This is a genomic window from Enterobacter sp. BIGb0383 (assembly GCF_003751845.1).
GTDB lineage: Bacteria > Pseudomonadota > Gammaproteobacteria > Enterobacterales > Enterobacteriaceae > BIGb0383.
The window spans coordinates 863,571-881,043 of record NZ_RJKQ01000002.1 but is presented as its reverse complement, the minus strand read 5'-3'; the positions used below and the strand labels follow the sequence as shown (position 1 = coordinate 881,043).

Below are 17,473 nucleotides of genomic sequence, written 5' to 3'. Positions count from 1 at the left end.
CAGGAACCCCTTTATGAAAAAAACAGTGTTGTTACTGGGCAGTCTGTTTTCTTCCGGCCTGTTCGGTGCTGCCCTTTATTCTGAATACAATACCTGGTATTACAATAACGGCGTGCTCTACGATGTGGCGCAGACGTCTGGCTCGCAGCCGGTGCTGATAAGTATCTCGCAGGCGGGGTTTGAAACGGCCAATCTGGTGGTGTCGTATTTTTCTGAAGAGGCGTGTCCGGCGACCGGCACCAGCAGCAAGCTGGCGGTTAACGGCAGCGATGTGGCGACCAGCTATCTCTGTGTCACCACCGACAAGGGCCGAATCGAACACTTTATGGTGACCGATGCCGCCCTGGTCAATCAGCTGGTGGATCGCCTGAAGTCAGACTTTACCGTGGTCCTGCAAAAGGACATTAAAGTCTGGGCGGCAAACTTTAAGACGCCGAAATACGGCATGGCGCCCCGGATGTCTTTTAGCGCGGAAGCGCCGCAGCCAGGGCAAATAACGACTCGCGCGTTGTCGCCGATGAAGCCTCCAGCACCATCCACGGACTAAAGGCCCAGGGCGTGGCGTCGATGGCGCGAAACAGCGCCTGTGGCTCGACCCACTGGTAGTCCATCACCTCATCCTTATTGGCCTGCACGGCGCTGGTCGCCAGCGCCGCATACACCGGGCAGACTTCGTTTTCCACAATGCCGGACGGGTCCGTCTCGCAGTAGCGAAAATCCGGGTCGATAACGGAGATTGCCGTGATGTCGAGGCCGACCTCGTAACGACAGCGGCGGATAATCGCCTGCTCGGTGCTCTCACCGGTTTGTGGATGCCCGCAGACCGAGTTGGTCCAGACGCCGGGCCAGGCCTTTTTACATAAGGCCCGACGCGTCACCAGCAGCTGCCCCTGAACATTGAAAAGCCAGCAGGAAAAGGCCAGGTGTAAAGGGGTATGCGTTCCGTGCGCTGCGTATTTCTCCAGAGTCCCGGACGGCTTACCCGCGTCGTCCAGTAAAATCACATGTTCATACTGCATAACCGCTCCGCAAAACAAAAAACCAGCCGGGCTGGCCTGCTGATTATACGCTAATTCCGGGTAAGTATTTGGCCTGCAGAGCGGGAAGGGAGAGCAAATTTTATCGGGGGATTGGGCATCACGGCGAGGGCTGGTATTATACTCCCGCCGTTAATTTTTAACCGAGGAACTGTTTTGATCGCAGGACGCCAGACGAGAAACCCCGCTGCTATCGCACTTTGCCTGACCATGGTGCTATTGCTGGCTGGCTGCTCCGGCAGCAGCAATTCCGGTTCGGTCTATACCGTAAAGCGCGGCGATACTCTGTATCGCATCTCGCGGATAACCGGGACCAGCGTCAATGACCTGGCGCGGATGAACGGTATTTCCGCTCCCTATACCATTGAAGTCGGCCAGCGGCTGAAGATCAAAGGCGCGGCGAAGGCCTCCTCCGGCAAGAGCAGCGGCAAAACGGCGAAGGTGGTTCCCTCTTCAGCAGTGCCACAATCCTCCTGGCCACCGGTAGGGCAGCGCTGCTGGCGCTGGCCAGCCAGCGGCAAAGTGATCATGACCTACTCAACCTCTGACGGCGGCAATAAAGGCATTGATATCGCGGCTAGCCGCGGTACGCCGGTTTACGCCGCAGGCGCGGGCAGAGTGGTCTACGTCGGCAGCCAGCTGCGCGGCTATGGCAATCTGATTATGATCAAGCACAGCGAAGACTACATCACCGCCTATGCTCACAACGACCAGCTGCTGGTCAGCAACGGGCAGAATATTAAGATCGGCCAGAAGATTGCCACCATGGGCAGCACGGATGCCGATTCTGTCCGGCTGCACTTCCAGCTTCGCTACCGGGCCACCGCTATCGATCCGCTGCGCTACCTGCCGAAACAGGGCAGCGCGCCGAAGTGCTAGCGGCGAATTAATCGCCAGTCAGTCGCGTGAAGCTTGCCTGGCGATGCGTAACGTTTATAATGCCTTACGCACTTCGATGCGGGTGTAGTTCAATGGTAGAACGGCAGCTTCCCAAGCTGCATACGAGGGTTCGATTCCCTTCACCCGCTCCATAACCATTCTTAAAGTCTACTAACTTACTGAATCCTAAGGGACATGGCTTAAAGCCTCCTTGCAGAGTTACTTACTGTAACCCACTGTGTAACCCTCTCAGGGCATACAGACATATGATTCAGCCATCAAGCAAGCAACTCCAAATTACCGCCTATCTCTATGAGCGCAGAGGCGTCTACTATTTCCGTCTACGGCACCGTCAGTCAAACACTGATAGAATGACCTCATTGTCACTACGGACTAAGGACAGACGCACCGCCATGGCTCACTCTCGGCACATCAAGTCAGCACTTAAAGCAATCCACGCAGACAGCCCTAACGCCTCTTATGAGGAGCTACGGGAGCACTTGAAGACCATTGTCGAGTGGGAACTTAGTGTCAGCCGTGATGACCTGAACGACCCTGAGTCCTACCAGCTTTACGTTGACCAGTACGATGACATCCGGTCCAACCTTCGGGAAGCTGTAGCGACTGAGCGTCTGACTGTAGACCAGCATCGCTATATCAATGACGTTATCGGCGTGCTTAAGGCCTGTCAGGATAGACTCAAGGGCGATAGCTCTGGCCTGTTGTCTTACCTTGAGCCTGAGACTGGCAGTCTAAGACCGTCCGTCTCCCTATCTGTATTGGCAGAACCAGAAGTCCCTGAACATCTCGTGACTCTGGAACGAGTAACTAAAGCTCTGACCCTCGCGTCTCTCATTGATCAGTACGAGCAGGAGAACGCCCAGAACTGGAAGCCAGCGACCCTAAGCGAGAACCGAGCGTCTCACTCTACGTTAATCGAGATATTCGACTATCTGAGTATTCAGGATGTCAGTAAGGCGACCCGCTCAGATATGCTCAGGGTCCGTGAAGTCCTCCAGCAGATACCGAAGAACCGTAAGCAACGCTTTAAGGATATGCAGCTGTCAGACCTGCTGAACCGAGAGGCTAAGACTGACTGTCTGGACGTCGTTACCATCAACAATAAATACCTTATCAAGATGGCTGCTGTCTTTAAGTGGGCGGTACGCAACGACCTGATAGCTAAGAACCTGACCGAAGGTCTTGAACTGAAAGTCCCTCAGCGTAAAGCCTCTGACGCTCGTGATGCGTTCAGTCCTGAGCAGGCAGGACAACTACTGGTCGCCGCTAAAGCGTACTCTCAGAAGACCTCAGGTAAGCCATACCATTATTACGTCACCGCTCTGGCTGCGATTACAGGTGCGAGACTTAACGAGGTGGCCCAACTTCAGGTCAAAGACGTCAGGGCTACTGAGGCCGGTAGCGTCTACATCCATATCAACGAAGACGATAGCAGCTTACCGGGCAAGAGTATAAAAAACGCTCACAGCGATCGCTGTGTCCCGCTGGTCGATGGCGCTTATGGTTTTGTATTGGCTGACTTTATGTCGCTTGTGGAAGACCGTAGAAAGACTGCGGGTGATAATGCTATGGTATTCGATGGCCTCAAGCTGATGAAGAATGGCTACGGTGAGCAGGTGAGCAAATGGTTTAACCGGACGCTGTTGCCTAAAGTCCTCGCTGACCGTAGCGGCTTAGCTTTTCACTCGTTTAGACATACGGTTGCGACCCAGTTAAAACAACATGGTGTCGAGTTAGCGTATGCTCAGGCGATTATGGGTCATAGCTCAGGGTCTATAACTTACGACCGTTACGCGAAAGAGGTCGAGGTAGATAGATTGGTTAATGTGATGGCTGGTGTTTATAAGGAGACTGGAGTAAATGACTGAGTATTATCCGGCGGTGTTTGATGGTAAAGCTTTTAATTGCCCACACTGTGGTGTTTATTCCAAGCAAAGCTGGCGGCCAATGGTGGGAGTTGCGCCTCATTCTACTTCTATGGAAACTGATTTCTACTTATCATATTGTCAACATTGCTATGAAAGTGCTTATTGGTATAAAGGCAATATGATGATTCCTGCGGCTGGTAGTGTTGAGCTGCCTAATCCAGACATGCCAGACGACTGCAAGTCCGACTACATGGAAGCCAGAAGCATCGTTAATCTGTCACCTAAAGGCGCTGCTGCACTCCTGCGCTTGAGTCTCCAGAAGCTGATGGTCCACCTTGGGGAACCGGGGAAGCATATCGACACTGACATTAAGTCCCTCGTGGTTAAAGGTCTGTCACCACTGGTCCAGCGAGCTGCGGATATCTGCCGTATCGTTGGCAATCAGGCGGTCCACCCCGGACAGATTAACCTTGATGACGACCCTCAGTTAGCACATAGTCTCTTTAAGCTGCTGAATATTATTGTGACTGAGCAGATTACTAGGCCAAAAGAAGTTGAGGCCATGTTTAACAGTATGCCTGAAGGACAGCTTAAGGGCATTGAAGACCGGGACAGGAAGGCGAGGGAACAGCAACAGGCCGCTAACGAGTAGTGCTGACGGGGAAGGGGGACTAAACTATCACTATAGGGAGAGACCCTAAGTCCCTGGCTTAATGCAGCCCCTCGACCTACATTCATATAGTCTCAGGCTTCCGGTAGCGGACCGATTGGAAACCATCCGCAGACGCCTAGTGTTAAATCACCTTGGCCTGAGACCATTCTCTTTTAACGTAGCTATCTCTCTCCTTTGACAGGCGGAGAACATCAGACCTCAGCGGAACTTCCGTCTATGAGACCATCGGTGTGCGAGATTGTGAAGAACCAAGACACCATTACTGAGGTCTGCCATCCATTTGTGGACAGGCGGAAACTCAAAGTGATTGACCAGTGGTGTCTGAGGTTGGAGCTTTGAGATGACCAGCAGGCTGGAGGAGACCCATTGTTACTATGGTTTGACTAGAGTCCTCTTTGATGGATTGTGTTATCACAATTCCAATAAGGAGAACTTTAAGTCCTACCAGCCAAAGTAAATATGGTCGCAAATCTTAAACCCTCACTACAGGGAGTGGACCCTTAGCTATCACTATAGGGACTGTACATACGCCTCTGGTCTTGATGCGTCAAGCCATGCGGAAGCTCTCCCGACATTAAGTCTTTCTCCGAAGACATCCCAAGGCAAGACAGCCTCTGTCAGACCTCCAGCCCGTTAGCGTTCTCGTGTCTTCATTTTGACTTGAGTCTATCACCGCTCACCATCTGGTCGTCCTGACACGCTGTCGCACCTTCGTCTCTATGGTCATCGCAGACCACAACACAATTACCTCAAGTCATTCTGTTTGCGTCCTGTTGCCTGCTGGTCTCCCTTTACGTGGGGGCTTGAGTAGGTCAGTAGGGTGCGACTTCAGGGTGCAAACAAAAGGAGTACACGTAAATGTCTCAACAAGAATACACTATCCATATCTTCGGTCAGGACCTCACCAGTCAGGACGGATTGTTTCGACTGGATGAAATTCGCCGGGTCGGTATCCAGATTGGCAAAGTTGCAGATGGCAATAGTACAGAAGTCAGACGCTTTGCCCGTACCAAAGTCGGACGCTATCTTATGGGACCGAAAAGTGGTCGCATAAAGAAAGTCGATATGGGTCGCCTCGGTACGTCATGGCTTGCTGACCCCACGTCCGCCGTGAAGTTTGGCGAGTGGCTGGACTTTGAGTACGGAATAGCTGTAGCGGATGCCTTCGTGTCTATGACCTCCAGTGCCAGCGTACAGGCCGCTGTAGCATCTTCGGATGACATCTTGCCGGACTCTAAGGCATTCATTAAGAAGCACACTGTATCGCACTACAGGGCTGGACAACTCGTCTCGAAAGAGGAGTTTGAGGAGCTACGTGTTGGTCGCTGCGAGTGGAGACTTTAACAATGGCTATGATTGACCCACGCACACCTAGCGGTAAATTGACCCTGCGTTACCGGGGTCTTCCCACTTCTATTCTATTGTCGATGCTTGGCGTGGATAAAGCGGCTACGAATGACCGACCATTTTATTCTCGTAATGAGCTAATCGAACAATTGGTCATTCGCAATATGTCAGTTAACCGAGAAAGTAAGTAAGAAATTCTCTGGTCACTGCGTCAGTAAATCCTATAAGTAGTGCGATAGCCGAAGGGATGATGTTAATTGCTGCGACAGAAAGTGATTTTATTATTCCTTGTCTTCTGGGGGAGTTTAATAAAACCGCAAAGATAAAGACCGGAATGAATGCAAGTAGGGCTACGGTGATTATACGTTCAAGCATATACAGTGTGTGCCAAGTTATCCCACCTGTTATATATCCAGCGCCGTATCCAACTGCATAAAAGCAGGCCAAGTAAAGCAATAAGCTAATAGCTAATTTAGGCATGAAGCATTCCTGAGTGTCTTTGTAAAAGGTTTTCGCAGCTTAGCAAATAACCACATACCTATTGATCGTTTGTTCCAATCATAATGTCTTCAATTGATCGTTCAGAGTGATCAAACCTAATCCTATTTAACCTTTTGAGATGACCGATGCGGGGAGACGCCGCAGGACTAAACACGCCTGTAGCAGACCGATAGTCTCAACTCTCAAGAGGAGTAATTACTATGTTATTCAATAACCAAGACTGGAAACTGTCAGTCACCGACATCAATCTCTACGAGAATACTGTAAGGCTGGACGGTCAGTCCTATCCGCTGTCCCTCGCTATCAAGACCCTCATTCCGGGCTACCTGTCAGGCATGCCGTCTACCAGCCGCGAGGCAATGGAGTTACTGGAAGCTCTGGCTGAAGCTGGCGTGACCATTGGTAACTTCTTCAGTAATGACCTGATGACCGCCTACCAACGCCGCCAGATGAATAAGCGTGTCGAGGCTGAGCGTATCGCTAAAGAGCTGGCGTCTCAGAAAGAGCGTACCCGCGAAATGTTCATGACCGAAGACGAATGGCAGAAAGAGTTACAGCGCCGCGAACAGGTTAAAGCTGAACGCCGGACCTATGGTGAGAACCTCCGCAGTGCTACCCATTCCGCTGGTCGCTCCAAGGCTGCAATTATGGCTGACCTCGATAGTGGCGCTAACTGGATGGATTCCATCTAGGAACACACGGTCCCTGACTTACTGTTAGGGGCTTCAAGTATTTGACTCAAGGAGATTAATTATCATGACTATGACTAAAGACGCTTTCCAGTTTGGCATTGAGCCTGTTCGTATCACCGACACCGACAACCTCCAGATTAACGAAGGCTTACCAACTAACGCGGACCCGCAGGTCTACGCTCTTGAACTGGCTAAGCTGGTCAAGTCCATGCTGAACGGTGTGCTTAAAGACGCTCAGGAGAACATCCCGTTCCCGGTAGAACTGCTGCCAACACGCAATAGCTTACCGACTCCAATCATCGCTCACACTCTGGCAGACCGCTCGGTTGTCGTTCCGGTCCGTGGCGGTAAGGCTCCCGCTGTGGTCACTGCTGCCGCTGGTAGCGAGATTACAGTTGAACCAATCGAAAAGGCTATCCTCGTCAGCCATCAGGCGAAGCTGTGGGATTCCAAGTCCGCTACTGGTTTCACTGTTGGCACACTTCAGCAAGACGCTCTGAACATCTGCGAGAATGTGGTCCGTACAATCAACGCTAAAATGGTCGATGTATTACTGACCTCTAAGCTGCTGAAGACGGTGGATTACCCGAAGCTGACCGGGAGTCTCCTGCCACGAGCAGAGGCTATCGTAGACGCACTGTTTGAGAGCACCGAGTCCGCTTATGGCTCTGAGGTGTCCAGCTATGGCATCCTTGCTCATGAGTCGCATATGTCTGCTCTCTCCCGTCTGGCTATGAAGAACGGCTTTGGTGGTGAGGATGCAGTAAAGGACATGCTGGGGACAGACATCGCGTATTACAACGGTACTGACCGAGGTGCCTTTATGCTTGCTAAGCATTTTACCTGTCTGTCCTTTGGTTGTCTGCGTCATGATGGTGAGCATATCACCGTGATTCTTTCCCGTGATGGTAACTCCCAGTCTCACGACCTTGAGATTCTCGGTAAGGTCTTTGTTGTGGCTGAAGCCGCTACGACTGTTAAGATGAAGACAGGTAGTGCTGCTGCTGTTCTGCCTGTGGTTAAGTGCCTGAGCTTTAGCAAGTAATCTAACTAACAGTAACGACTATTGGTCAGGATCTTCGGGTCTTGGCCCCTTATTTGATGTTATGTTATATCATAACCACGCGAGAGAGGGGGGGGAACATATGGACCTACACAAAGTTTATCTGGTAGTCCTCCTGCTGAAGCTGGGGCTGGTGGTCGTTCTGATGTCAGCTCGCTGATGATGGTTCTTAGACGATGAGTTTTGACTGAAAAATGTGAGGACCCATCTAATACGATGAGCCTGACGTTTTACCCCCATAGCCCGACCCTCAGCCAGACCAAAAGGGCCGGGTAGTCAGACCGTGAGTTCTATTCCTTTAGAGGGAATATTACGTGCTTCAAGTCTTGACCTTCAGCCTCTCCATGTGTAACCATCACTGTAACCGCTGGATTCATCAGTCTTTAAGAAACAAGAAGTTAGCTAGCTGTCCTCGGCTCCCTTCACCCGCTCCATAAACCTGCTGCTTTTTCGCCCATTCATAACTCGTTTCTGAAATTAATAGTTTCGCGTATCTTGCCCGCCGAAAATATTGCTCCGGCTGGTTGAGGACTTACCATTGCTGTAGTGAGTATCCTGGCCGTCGAAAATGTTGGACCGACTGGTGGAGCGACTACCGTCGCTGTAACTGGTGTCCTGACCGCCGAAAGTATTGGTCCGGCTGGTGGACGTTTTGCCGTCGCTGTAGTTCGTATCTTGTCCACCAAAAATGTTCGGTCTGCTGGTTGCCCTTCTTCCGTCGCTGTAAGTCGTATCCTGCCCGCCAAAAGTATTGGCCCGGCTGGTGGATGTTGTGCCATCGTCATAGCTGCAGTCCTGCCCATCAAAAATGTTGGATCGGCAACTATCCGCCAGTGCAGTATTCAACGAGCCCGCAAAAATAATTAATCCTAAAACCCACGGTTTAGCGTTCATAGCGATTCTCTGAAAATGGATGGGAACAACGAGAGCTATGCTATGCCTGAAAGCGTAACGCGGGAGGTTATGTTGTCCTAATTTTCGCAACAAAATGCAGGGCTAAGGGAGCAGTGCATACCGCTCCCTTAATGCATTATAGCGTCGGGAAGATCCAGACATGTTTTTCCGGCAGTATCAGGTGGCAGTGCTGCGGATCGCGAATGTCGTTGCCGTAGGCCCGGATAACAAAATCATCGCCCGATGTGCGGAACAGATATTCCCAGCGATCGCCGAGGTACATGCTGGTGAGCAGCGGCAGTTCAAGCTGGTTTTCACCCGGGCCGTCGGCGAATGCCACGCGTTCGACGCGGATCACCGCCGTGGCCTTCTGGCCGCTTTGCACGCCTTCTCCGGCCTGGCCCCACAGCACCCAGCCGCTTCCCTCAATGCGTGCTTTGCCATCGCGAACCTCCGTCACGTTACCATGCAGGCGATTGTTACTGCCCATAAATTCGGCTGTAAACAGCGTTTTCGGCGAGCCGTACATCTCCTGTGGCGTGCCCTGTTGTTCGATCTTGCCGTTGTTCAGCAGCAGGATACGATCTGAAATCGCCATGGCCTCATTCTGATCGTGGGTGACCATCAGCGCGGATAAGCCCAGTTTGATAATCAGTTCGCGCAGGAAGACGCGGGCTTCTTCACGCAGTTTCGCATCCAGGTTAGACAGCGGTTCATCAAGTAGAATCACCGGCGGGTTATACACCAGCGCCCGGCCAATCGCCACGCGCTGCTGCTGCCCGCCGGAAAGCTGGTGCGGGTGACGCTTGCCCAGATGCCCAAGCCCAAGCTGATCCAGCACGGCCTGAACCCGCTGGTTGATCTCCTGCGTGGCCACTTTGCGCAGTTTCAGAGGGTACGCTACGTTCTCGAAAACGGTTTTGTGCGGCCACAGGGCATAGGACTGGAACACCAGCCCCAGGTTGCGTTCTTCCGCCGGGACCTCGCTGCGTGGCGTACCGTCGTAAACGGTGTTTTTGCCGATCACAATTGAACCCTGAGTCGGTTTTTCCAGCCCCGCAACGGCGCGCAGAAGCGTGGTTTTACCGCTGCCGGACGGGCCTAACAGGGAGACTACCTCGCCGCGCTTCAGGTTCATGGAAACCCCTTTCAGGACCGGGTTGTCGCCATAGGTTAAGTGCAGATTCTCGACCGTTAATTCAATCATGTAATTTGACTCCAAAACGAAGGGCAATCCCCAGACCGACTACGACCAGCAGGATATTAATAAAGGAGAGCGCGGCCACGATATCGATAGCGCCCGCCGCCCACAGTGAAACCAGCATTGAGCCAATGGTTTCCGTTCCCGGCGAAAGCAGATAGACGCCCGTTGAGTATTCGCGCTCAAAGATCAGGAACATCAGCAGCCATGAGCCAATCAGCCCGTAGCGCGAGAGCGGGATAGTGACGTGACGGGTAACCTGTCCGCGCGTGGCGCCGGTGCTGCGCGCTGCCTCCTCCAGCTCCGGTCCAACCTGCAGCAGCGTCGAGGAGATAAGCCGCAGCCCGTAGGCCATCCACACCACGGTATAGGCCAGCCAGACGCTGAAAATGGTACTGCGCAGCGAACGCAGCCAGACAATCAGGTTATCGCGCAGCCACTGCGACCACGGCATGCCTGAAAGCCAGCCGGATTTCAGGGCGTTATCGAGCCACATCGGCACGAACAGGAAGACCCACAGAAACGCCAGCCCGGCCAGCAGCCCGGGGACCGCACGCGGCACCAGCACGCTGTAGTCGAGGAAGCGCGTGGTATTGTCCGGCTTGCGGTGCATCGCAATGCCGACAAACAGATAGCAGACCACCGCCAGCGCCCCGCCAAACACGCCAATCGCCATGGAGTTAACGATCGCCCGCATCAGGTTTGGCTGCGACAGGATGGTATGGAAGGTATTCAATGACAGCTGATCCCAGACGGAAACGCCGACGCCCCAATTGGAGACAAACGCGCGCAGCACGACGCCAAGCAGCGGAATTCCGATGGTAACGGTCAGCCAGAATGCCACAACGGCACCGGCGACCCAGCGCCATTTCCCCAGCGGGAGCGCGCGGGCCTGGGAGGCTTTGCCTTTCACGGTCACAAAGCGGTTAGCGGTACGCATCAGGCGGCGCTGCAGCATCACCAGCGGAATAGTGATACAAATCAGCACCACGGCGACCGCTGCCATCAGGTGGTAAGACGGTGTGCCGAGTTTGTTGGTGAGCTTATACAGATAGGTTGCCAGCACCATATTGCCTTCCGGATCGCCCAGCACCAGCATCAGGCCGAACACTTCCAGTCCGAGGAAAAACAGCAGCACCATGGCGTACAGAATCGAGGGCCTGACCATCGGCAGGCTGACGGCGGTCATCACCTGCAGCGGTGAAGCTCCGGCGGTACGCGCAGCCTCTTCCACATCCGAGCCGACGCTGCGCAGCGCTGAGGAGATATAGAGATAGGCGTGCGGCACGTGCGTCAGACCGGCAATCACCACGATGCTCGACATGTCGTAGATATTCCACGGCACGAAGCCAAGCAGCGATTGCGCCCACAGCGAGAGGAAGCCCACGGGGCCGGTGGCGACCACATAGCCAAACCCGAGCACCATCGGCGAGACAAAAATCGGCACGAGGATCAGCGGCTCAATAATCCGCCTGCCCGGTAAATCGGTGCGCACCATCAGAAACGCCAGCACGCCGCCAAGCGGGATCGCGATGGCGATCAGGCCGAAAGCAAGAATAAAGCCGCTTTTCAGCGCCTTATAAAAGTCAGGGTCGGTAAAAATAAATTCAAAGGATTCCAGGCTCCACGCTTTTGACGGCGTAAAGAACGGCGCGGACAGGAAACTTTGTATCACGATGAACGACAGCGGGGTGTAGATAACCAGCGTTGTTATCAGCACGACGATGCCACGCGGCAGGCTTTGCCACTTTCTGCGTAATGCATTCATAAGGTAATCCCAGGCTAAAAAAATCCGCTACTGCGAATGTGGGAAGAGAGAAGAAAGCGCGTCATTTAAGACGCGCTTTGTCTGCGCCTTTATTTGCCTGCGGCTTCACGCCACTGCCTGATATAGTCCAGGCGCTTTTTCGGCTGCAGATATTCGAGTAAGGATTCATCGACCGGGATAGGTTTCAGGGCGTTGCCCAGCATTTTGGTCAGCCCGTCGATGTCATTTTTACCGTCAATATCGTTGCGAATTGACGGAATATCGGCCTGATTCGCCAGAATGTTTTGCCCTTTTTCAGACAGCACATAGTCGAACCACAGTTTTGCGGCATTGCTGTTTTGCGCCTGCTGGCTGATAAAGGAGACGCGGGACAGCACCAGGGTGTAATCCTTCGGATAGACAATGCCCATCGACGGATCCGTTTTGGCACGCGTTTCTGCGTAGGAACCCAGGATATTAAACCCAATCAGGTTCTCGCCCGACGAGACCCTTTCCATCATCGTGCCGGTGGAGGACTGCACGGACAAACCGCCTTTCGCCACGTCGGCCAGCGTTTTGAAGTAGTTGGGTTCGGCTTTGAAATCCTGCACCGAGAGCATAAAACCAATGCCCGACTTTTCGATATCGTAGGTCGTGACTTTGTTTTTGAATTTATCTGCCTGACTGGCGATCAACTTCGCCATCGCCGCGTGGGAATCAGGCACGTCGCCCGCCGGGATGAGGCGTTTGTTATAGACAATCACCGCGGGTTCGTAGGTGGTGCCGTACGCTTTATTGCTCCAGATGGCCCACTTCGGGAGCTGGCCTTGCTCGGGAGAGTTGTACTCCAGCGCATAGTCGGTGGCGAGCTTCAGCGCCGTATCCATCGATGAGCTCCAGACCACATCGCCGCTAACGCCACCGGCAGCCTGTTCGCTGATAAAACGGTTGTACAGTTCGGTACTGTTCATATCGTTGTATTCAACTTTGATACCCGGGTAGGTCGACTCAAAACCCTTGATCAGCGGTTCTGCTGCCTTGGTATCGGTGGTGGAATACACCACCACTTTTCCCTCTTTGGTCGCGGCATCGACGACTTTTTGATAGTCGGCCGGATACCCCTGAGGCAGGGCGGACAGGGCGGAGAACGACATAAAAACAGCGGCAGAGAGTGATGCGATGCGGAATGTGCTTGTCATTTTTGTTAACCTTTTAGTTACACGCCAAGAACTAAAAATCAACATAGCCTGTGGTGTTTTGCTGACAAGAGGGGGAGGCGCGTACGCTGTCGGGAATGTGATAGCCGACATTTTTTAAGCAATTAACACCATAGAAACCGCGAAAACCATCAAGGCTATTGCGCGGCTTAATCCGCTTTCGCGACTTTTCGATACAGCCGTCGGGGATGGCCAATATTGCCGTACTGAATTTCAATGGCGATAAAACCCACCTCCACGCAGTACTCAAGATAGCGTCGGCCCGTGGTTTTGCTGATCCCCGCCTCTTCCACGACCTGCTCGACTGACCAGCTGATATCAGGGCTGGCGGTAAAAATGCGCTGAACCCGCTCAAGGGTGGCGGGTTCAATACCTTTGGTCGATGGCGGGGCGGAGCCGTCACCGGCGGGCAAACTAAACAGCTTGTCCAGCGCATGTTGATCGACCACCTTCACCTGCTGCAGCGAGTGAACCAGCCGCATAAAGCGCTCCAGCGACGCGTGCAGGCGCTGAAAGAACACCGGCTTAATCAGGTAGTCGAAGGCGCCGCTGCGCATGGCGTGACTGCAGGTCTGCATATCACTCGCGGCGGTGATAAAAATCACCGAGCAGCCAACCTGTTTCAGCAGCGGGCTGTCGATAAGCTCTACGCCCTGGCCGTCCGGCAGGTAGTTATCCAGCAGCACCAGACGCGGCTGATACTGCGAAATCAGCTCCCTGGCGTGCTCCAGGGTTCCGGCGATCCCCGCCACGCGGAGATGGAAGTTTTGCTCGATAAACTCGCGGTGCAGCTCGGCCAGATGCGGTTCATCTTCCACAATAACGACGTTAAGCGGACGGCTGTCAGTCATGAGAGTGTCCTTCTGCAAGAGGGAGCCGGAACGGAATAAAGACCGAAAAAAGCGTTCCTGTGGGGATGTTATTTGTCATTTCGATAGTGCCTCCGGCCTGACGAACGTATCCGGCGACCAGATAGAGGCCAATACCGTGCTCTGAACCGGTCAGCTCGCTACCTTCAGATGACTTGCTGGTAAAACCCTGCTCAAAAAGGTGTGGTTTGATAGCGTCATCCACACCGCAGCCGCCGTCGGCCACCTCAATCACCAGTTCGTGATTTCTGTCGGAGATATAGATCTCAACCGGCGCCGAGCGCGTTGGGGTCTTTAGCGTGGCATCAACGGCGTTGTCCACGAGGTTGCCAATAATTGACATCAGTTCCGTCTCGCTCAGCGCGGCCGGAATAAGGGAGAGCTGGCAGGCAGGGTCGAATATTAGCGTAATGCCTTTCTCGCGGGCGCTGGCATATTTCCCCAGCAGTAATCCGCACAGCGCCGGTGAGGCGAAGTGCGCGGAAACAAAATCCAGTACCTGCTGCGCGCCCTCGGACTGCGCCTGAATATAGCGCATCGCATCATCGTAACGCTGCATCTGCATCAGCCCGACAAGCGTCGCGGTCCAGTTAAGCTGTTCATGGCGCATAATGCGTAAATTGTCGGCGTAGCGCTTAACCTGGCTCAGCTGGCTGCTGAGGGTATTGATGTCATTCTTATCGCGGAAGCTGAATACCCAGCCGTTTTCGACGCCCGGCTCCATTTCAATCGCGACGCAGTTGACGATAGTCTGCCGCTGATTCAGCACGGCGATGCGATCGTGGTAGCGGCTATGGCTGGCCGTACCGTCAGAGGCAAAAAACGACGGTGGGACCTCAACAACCTCCTCCAGTGGTTTCCCGAGTAATGCCTTCTCGTTCTGGCGAATACCGAGCATTTCCCTGGCCGCCCGGTTAATTAAGATCAGTTTCTTTTCCGTATTGACCGCAAACACGCCCTCATACATCGCTTCGAGCAGCGCCTTTTGCTGCAGCACCAGCTGGGCAATATCCTGTGGCTCCAGCCAGAACATCTGTTTTTTCAGCATCCGGGTCAGCATCCATGAAAAAACAAACAGCATCAGCAGCAGGGCAAGGCCATATAGTCCCGATTGCCAGAGAAGGCGGAGATTGATATTGGCGATATAGGACGTAAGGTAGCCGATAGAGACAATGCCAATCACCTGGTGATGGCTATTGAAAATAGGCGCCTTACTGCGTAACGACACGCCAATTCCGCCCTTGCGCACGGAAATAATCGTTTTGCCCTGCAGTACCTCCGCATTATCCCCGCCGATCATCGGCAGATTAAGGCGCTCCGGTGATTCGGAATGGTAAAGATGTTGTTCATTCCTGTCGCCAATCACGAAATAGCTGGCATCGCTCTGGTCACGCAGAGGCTGAATCAGACGGGCAATGCCCTGAATATCCCGCTGCTCGACTTTTTCCGCCAGGCCCGGCATCAGCGCGATTTCACTGGCCTGCACGCGGGCGCGCAGGCCCAGATCGTGGTGAAGCTGCCTGTCGATAAAATGAAACAGCAGCGTGCCAAGGAGCGCGAGCAGCAGGCAGGAAAAAACCACCAGGGAGAGAAAAAGCTTCACCTGAAAGGGCTGTCTGGGTTTCATATGTTCCACGGCACAAGGAGCAGAAAAGAGACATCTGCAAAACCTGACATGCAAAAATGGCGACTGCAATCGGGTGCAGACAGAGTTGTGAGCTGACGAGGGTATCTGGCGTTTTGGGGCGTGAGGGAGAGGGGCTGAGAGAAAGCGTGAGTACAGTCGTGTATCTGCGATGATAGCCGAAGCCTTCCCAATATTACGGTAAAGGCTTCGGCTTTTTACACCTTAGCTCTGATGCGCGAACGCCAGCTCCTGCGGTGCATTGACCTGATCTTTATCCGTCTGGAAACGGGTAACCGACTGCTGCAGATTCACAACCTGCTGCTGCAGAGAGCTGGCCGCCGTGGAGACTTCTGACACCAGCGAGGCGTTTTGCTGGGTCACGCCGTCCATCTGATGGATCGCAATATTAATCTGGGTAATACCGCGCGTCTGCTCTCCGGAGGCGAGCATCACTTCATCCATAATCTCGACCACTTCTTTAACGTCGACCATCACCTCATTCATGGTGATGCCAGCCTCTTTCACCAGGCCCGAACCCTGCTCGATACGGCTAAGCGAGTCGTTGATCATGGTGCCGATCTCTTTCGCGGCGGTGGCGCTGCGTTGTGCCAGCACGCGAACTTCAGAGGCCACCACGGCAAACCCACGTCCGGCTTCACCGGCGCGAGCCGCTTCTACCGCGGCGTTGAGCGCCAGCAGGTTGGTCTGGAAGGCAATGCCGTCGATCACGCCAACGATATCGCCAATTTTGGACGAGCTCTTCTCAATAGAGTCCATGGTGGAGACAACCTGAGACACTACGTTGGCGCCGCGGGAGGCGGAATCCGACGCTTTCAGCGACAGATCGTTCGCTTTGCGCGTGTTCTCTTCGTTGTTTTTCACCGTCGCCATGATCTGCTCCATGCTGGAGGCCGTCTCATCCAGGGCCGCAGCCTGCTGTTCCGTGCGGCTGGAGAGATCGATATTGCCGGTCGTGATCTCTTCCACGCCGGTACTGATCGAATCCGTACCGCCACGCACCGTCAGCACCATGCTCTCCAGGCCGTCGCGCATACGCTGTACGGCGGCAAAGAGCTGGGCGATTTCGTTCTTACCGGCAACGTTAATGCGTGCGCGCAGATCGCCTTCGGCAATACGGTCGAATACATTAATCACATTATTCAGCGGCTTGACGATCAGGTTGGTCATTACCAGCCAGGCCAGAACGGCCAGAATCAACGCGCAGGCGATGGACGTATAAAGAACATACTCCATACGGTTTACGCGGCTGTTGGAATCTTCGTAGGCGACATCAATGCTCTTAAGCTTATAGGCGACCAGCGCTTTTGATGCTTTATCAAATGCGCCATACAGCGCCGTCGATTTCCCGGCGAACTGGCGATATTCGTCCAGTTTACCCGCCTGTAAGGCGACAAACGCCGGGTCAATAAAGGTGGTCATCAGCGTATCGCGGGCGGTGGCCATTTCTGTCGCAATCGCCTGCTCTTCACCTGACTGAGGGTATTTCAGGTAGTCCTGCCATTTTGCCGTGGCGGTATCGATCTTGCCCCGCGCGCGATCCAGCGCGACCTTCGCTTTTTCCGTGTCGCCGCTGCCCATCAGGGATTCATACAGACGTAAATCCAGGCGGCCACGTAATAAAAGCTCTGAGCTTTCATTCAGCGCAACCAGACCGGGTAACACTTCGGTATCCACGCGTGCAAAGGATTTATTCCCTGACTGCACGGCAACCAGCCCCAAAACGCCAACGAAGAGTAATAAAGCAGTCAGTGAAAAAACCATCAGGCTGAGTGCAGTACGGATCTTTATTTTACGAAACATTGAGTTTTCCCTGTTA

General features: G+C 53.6%; 17 protein-coding genes and 1 tRNA gene. 9 read left to right on the top strand and 9 right to left on the bottom strand.

Features of this window, described 5'->3' with window-relative positions; all coding sequences use genetic code 11:
- Window positions 1–13 precede the first annotated feature (13 nt).
- Entirely contained in the window at window positions 14–547 is a 534-nt protein-coding gene (locus EDF81_RS12500; RefSeq protein WP_260232702.1) for a hypothetical protein, read from the top strand.
- On the opposite strand, the gene idi is transcribed toward EDF81_RS12500, so the two are convergent.
- Window positions 465–1,019: an isopentenyl-diphosphate Delta-isomerase gene (gene idi, locus EDF81_RS12495; protein ID WP_123348447.1), complete on the bottom strand. Its 555-nt coding sequence runs from the start codon at window positions 1,017–1,019 to the stop codon at window positions 465–467. The two genes, EDF81_RS12500 and idi, sit on opposite strands and share 83 nt — an antisense overlap.
- A gap of 153 nt (window positions 1,020–1,172) precedes the next feature.
- Here idi and actS point away from each other — a divergent pair, with 153 nt between their 5' ends.
- The 6 genes from actS to EDF81_RS24255 all read left to right on the top strand — a co-directional run bounded on the left by actS (window position 1,173) and on the right by EDF81_RS24255 (window position 6,016).
- Window positions 1,173–1,916, top strand: coding sequence for an amidase activator ActS (gene actS / locus EDF81_RS12490; protein WP_260232714.1), 744 nt, complete (start codon window positions 1,173–1,175; stop codon window positions 1,914–1,916).
- A 78-nt stretch (window positions 1,917–1,994) separates the two neighbouring features.
- A tRNA-Gly gene (locus EDF81_RS12485) sits at window positions 1,995–2,068 on the top strand.
- A gap of 114 nt (window positions 2,069–2,182) precedes the next feature.
- The gene (locus EDF81_RS12480) at window positions 2,183–3,805 is read left to right on the top strand and encodes a site-specific integrase (protein ID WP_123348445.1); all 1,623 of its coding nucleotides are present in this window, start codon (window positions 2,183–2,185) and stop codon (window positions 3,803–3,805) included.
- Window positions 3,798–4,457, top strand: coding sequence for a DUF4145 domain-containing protein (locus EDF81_RS12475; protein ID WP_123348444.1), 660 nt, complete (start codon window positions 3,798–3,800; stop codon window positions 4,455–4,457). Before EDF81_RS12480 ends, EDF81_RS12475 begins: the two co-directional genes overlap by 8 nt.
- An 879-nt stretch (window positions 4,458–5,336) precedes the next feature.
- The gene (locus EDF81_RS12470; RefSeq protein ID WP_123348443.1) at window positions 5,337–5,822 is read left to right on the top strand and encodes a hypothetical protein; all 486 of its coding nucleotides are present in this window, start codon (window positions 5,337–5,339) and stop codon (window positions 5,820–5,822) included.
- A 2-nt stretch (window positions 5,823–5,824) separates the two neighbouring features.
- The gene (locus tag EDF81_RS24255; RefSeq protein WP_123348442.1) at window positions 5,825–6,016 is read left to right on the top strand and encodes a hypothetical protein; all 192 of its coding nucleotides are present in this window, start codon (window positions 5,825–5,827) and stop codon (window positions 6,014–6,016) included.
- Here the strand turns inward: EDF81_RS24255 and EDF81_RS12460 are convergent.
- Window positions 5,997–6,305, bottom strand: a complete 309-nt coding sequence (locus EDF81_RS12460; RefSeq protein WP_123348441.1) for a hypothetical protein — start codon at window positions 6,303–6,305, stop codon at window positions 5,997–5,999. The genes EDF81_RS24255 and EDF81_RS12460 overlap by 20 nt on opposite strands.
- Before the next feature lie 221 nt (window positions 6,306–6,526).
- Here EDF81_RS12460 and EDF81_RS12455 point away from each other — a divergent pair, with 221 nt between their 5' ends.
- Window positions 6,527–7,018 (top strand): hypothetical protein, encoded by a 492-nt coding sequence (locus EDF81_RS12455; RefSeq protein ID WP_123348440.1) that lies wholly within the window; start codon window positions 6,527–6,529, stop codon window positions 7,016–7,018.
- Between the two features lie 64 nt (window positions 7,019–7,082).
- The gene (locus EDF81_RS12450; RefSeq protein ID WP_123348439.1) at window positions 7,083–8,063 is read left to right on the top strand and encodes a hypothetical protein; all 981 of its coding nucleotides are present in this window, start codon (window positions 7,083–7,085) and stop codon (window positions 8,061–8,063) included.
- 495 nt (window positions 8,064–8,558) lie between these two features.
- On the opposite strand, the gene EDF81_RS12445 is transcribed toward EDF81_RS12450, so the two are convergent.
- The 7 genes from EDF81_RS12445 to EDF81_RS12415 all read right to left on the bottom strand — a co-directional run bounded on the left by EDF81_RS12445 (window position 8,559) and on the right by EDF81_RS12415 (window position 17,457).
- Window positions 8,559–8,975, bottom strand: coding sequence for a hypothetical protein (locus EDF81_RS12445; RefSeq protein WP_123348438.1), 417 nt, complete (start codon window positions 8,973–8,975; stop codon window positions 8,559–8,561).
- A gap of 136 nt (window positions 8,976–9,111) precedes the next feature.
- Complete coding sequence (locus EDF81_RS12440; protein ID WP_123348437.1) at window positions 9,112–10,182, bottom strand: ABC transporter ATP-binding protein; 1,071 nt, start codon at window positions 10,180–10,182, stop codon at window positions 9,112–9,114.
- Entirely contained in the window at window positions 10,175–11,944 is a 1,770-nt protein-coding gene (locus tag EDF81_RS12435) for an iron ABC transporter permease (RefSeq protein ID WP_123348436.1), read from the bottom strand. Before EDF81_RS12435 ends, EDF81_RS12440 begins: the two co-directional genes overlap by 8 nt.
- Window positions 11,945–12,033: 89 nt before the next feature.
- Entirely contained in the window at window positions 12,034–13,122 is a 1,089-nt protein-coding gene (locus tag EDF81_RS12430; protein ID WP_123348435.1) for an ABC transporter substrate-binding protein, read from the bottom strand.
- A 167-nt stretch (window positions 13,123–13,289) separates the two neighbouring features.
- Window positions 13,290–13,991, bottom strand: coding sequence for a response regulator (locus EDF81_RS12425; protein WP_123348434.1), 702 nt, complete (start codon window positions 13,989–13,991; stop codon window positions 13,290–13,292).
- Window positions 13,984–15,636: a sensor histidine kinase gene (locus tag EDF81_RS12420; RefSeq protein WP_123348433.1), complete on the bottom strand. Its 1,653-nt coding sequence runs from the start codon at window positions 15,634–15,636 to the stop codon at window positions 13,984–13,986. Before EDF81_RS12420 ends, EDF81_RS12425 begins: the two co-directional genes overlap by 8 nt.
- 222 nt (window positions 15,637–15,858) lie before the next feature.
- The gene (locus tag EDF81_RS12415; RefSeq protein ID WP_123348432.1) at window positions 15,859–17,457 is read right to left on the bottom strand and encodes a methyl-accepting chemotaxis protein; all 1,599 of its coding nucleotides are present in this window, start codon (window positions 17,455–17,457) and stop codon (window positions 15,859–15,861) included.
- Between the last annotated feature and the right edge of the window lie 16 nt (window positions 17,458–17,473).

Bases quoted from the DNA above. Each gene is read 5' to 3' on its own strand.
- EDF81_RS12470 (WP_123348443.1), top strand. From the start codon at position 5,337: ATGTCTCAACAAGAATACACTATCCATATCTTCGGTCAGGACCTCACC.
- EDF81_RS12500 (WP_260232702.1), top strand. From the start codon at position 14: ATGAAAAAAACAGTGTTGTTACTGGGCAGTCTGTTTTCTTCCGGCCTG.
- EDF81_RS12425 (WP_123348434.1), bottom strand. From the start codon at position 13,991: ATGACTGACAGCCGTCCGCTTAACGTCGTTATTGTGGAAGATGAACCG.
- EDF81_RS12420 (WP_123348433.1), bottom strand. From the start codon at position 15,636: ATGAAACCCAGACAGCCCTTTCAGGTGAAGCTTTTTCTCTCCCTGGTG.
- EDF81_RS12435 (WP_123348436.1), bottom strand. From the start codon at position 11,944: ATGAATGCATTACGCAGAAAGTGGCAAAGCCTGCCGCGTGGCATCGTC.
- EDF81_RS24255 (WP_123348442.1), top strand. From the start codon at position 5,825: ATGGCTATGATTGACCCACGCACACCTAGCGGTAAATTGACCCTGCGT.
- EDF81_RS12450 (WP_123348439.1), top strand. From the start codon at position 7,083: ATGACTATGACTAAAGACGCTTTCCAGTTTGGCATTGAGCCTGTTCGT.
- EDF81_RS12430 (WP_123348435.1), bottom strand. From the start codon at position 13,122: ATGACAAGCACATTCCGCATCGCATCACTCTCTGCCGCTGTTTTTATG.
- EDF81_RS12440 (WP_123348437.1), bottom strand. From the start codon at position 10,182: ATGATTGAATTAACGGTCGAGAATCTGCACTTAACCTATGGCGACAAC.
- EDF81_RS12415 (WP_123348432.1), bottom strand. From the start codon at position 17,457: ATGTTTCGTAAAATAAAGATCCGTACTGCACTCAGCCTGATGGTTTTT.
- EDF81_RS12455 (WP_123348440.1), top strand. From the start codon at position 6,527: ATGTTATTCAATAACCAAGACTGGAAACTGTCAGTCACCGACATCAAT.
- EDF81_RS12480 (WP_123348445.1), top strand. From the start codon at position 2,183: ATGATTCAGCCATCAAGCAAGCAACTCCAAATTACCGCCTATCTCTAT.
- EDF81_RS12460 (WP_123348441.1), bottom strand. From the start codon at position 6,305: ATGCCTAAATTAGCTATTAGCTTATTGCTTTACTTGGCCTGCTTTTAT.
- EDF81_RS12475 (WP_123348444.1), top strand. From the start codon at position 3,798: ATGACTGAGTATTATCCGGCGGTGTTTGATGGTAAAGCTTTTAATTGC.
- EDF81_RS12445 (WP_123348438.1), bottom strand. From the start codon at position 8,975: ATGAACGCTAAACCGTGGGTTTTAGGATTAATTATTTTTGCGGGCTCG.
- idi (WP_123348447.1), bottom strand. From the start codon at position 1,019: ATGCAGTATGAACATGTGATTTTACTGGACGACGCGGGTAAGCCGTCC.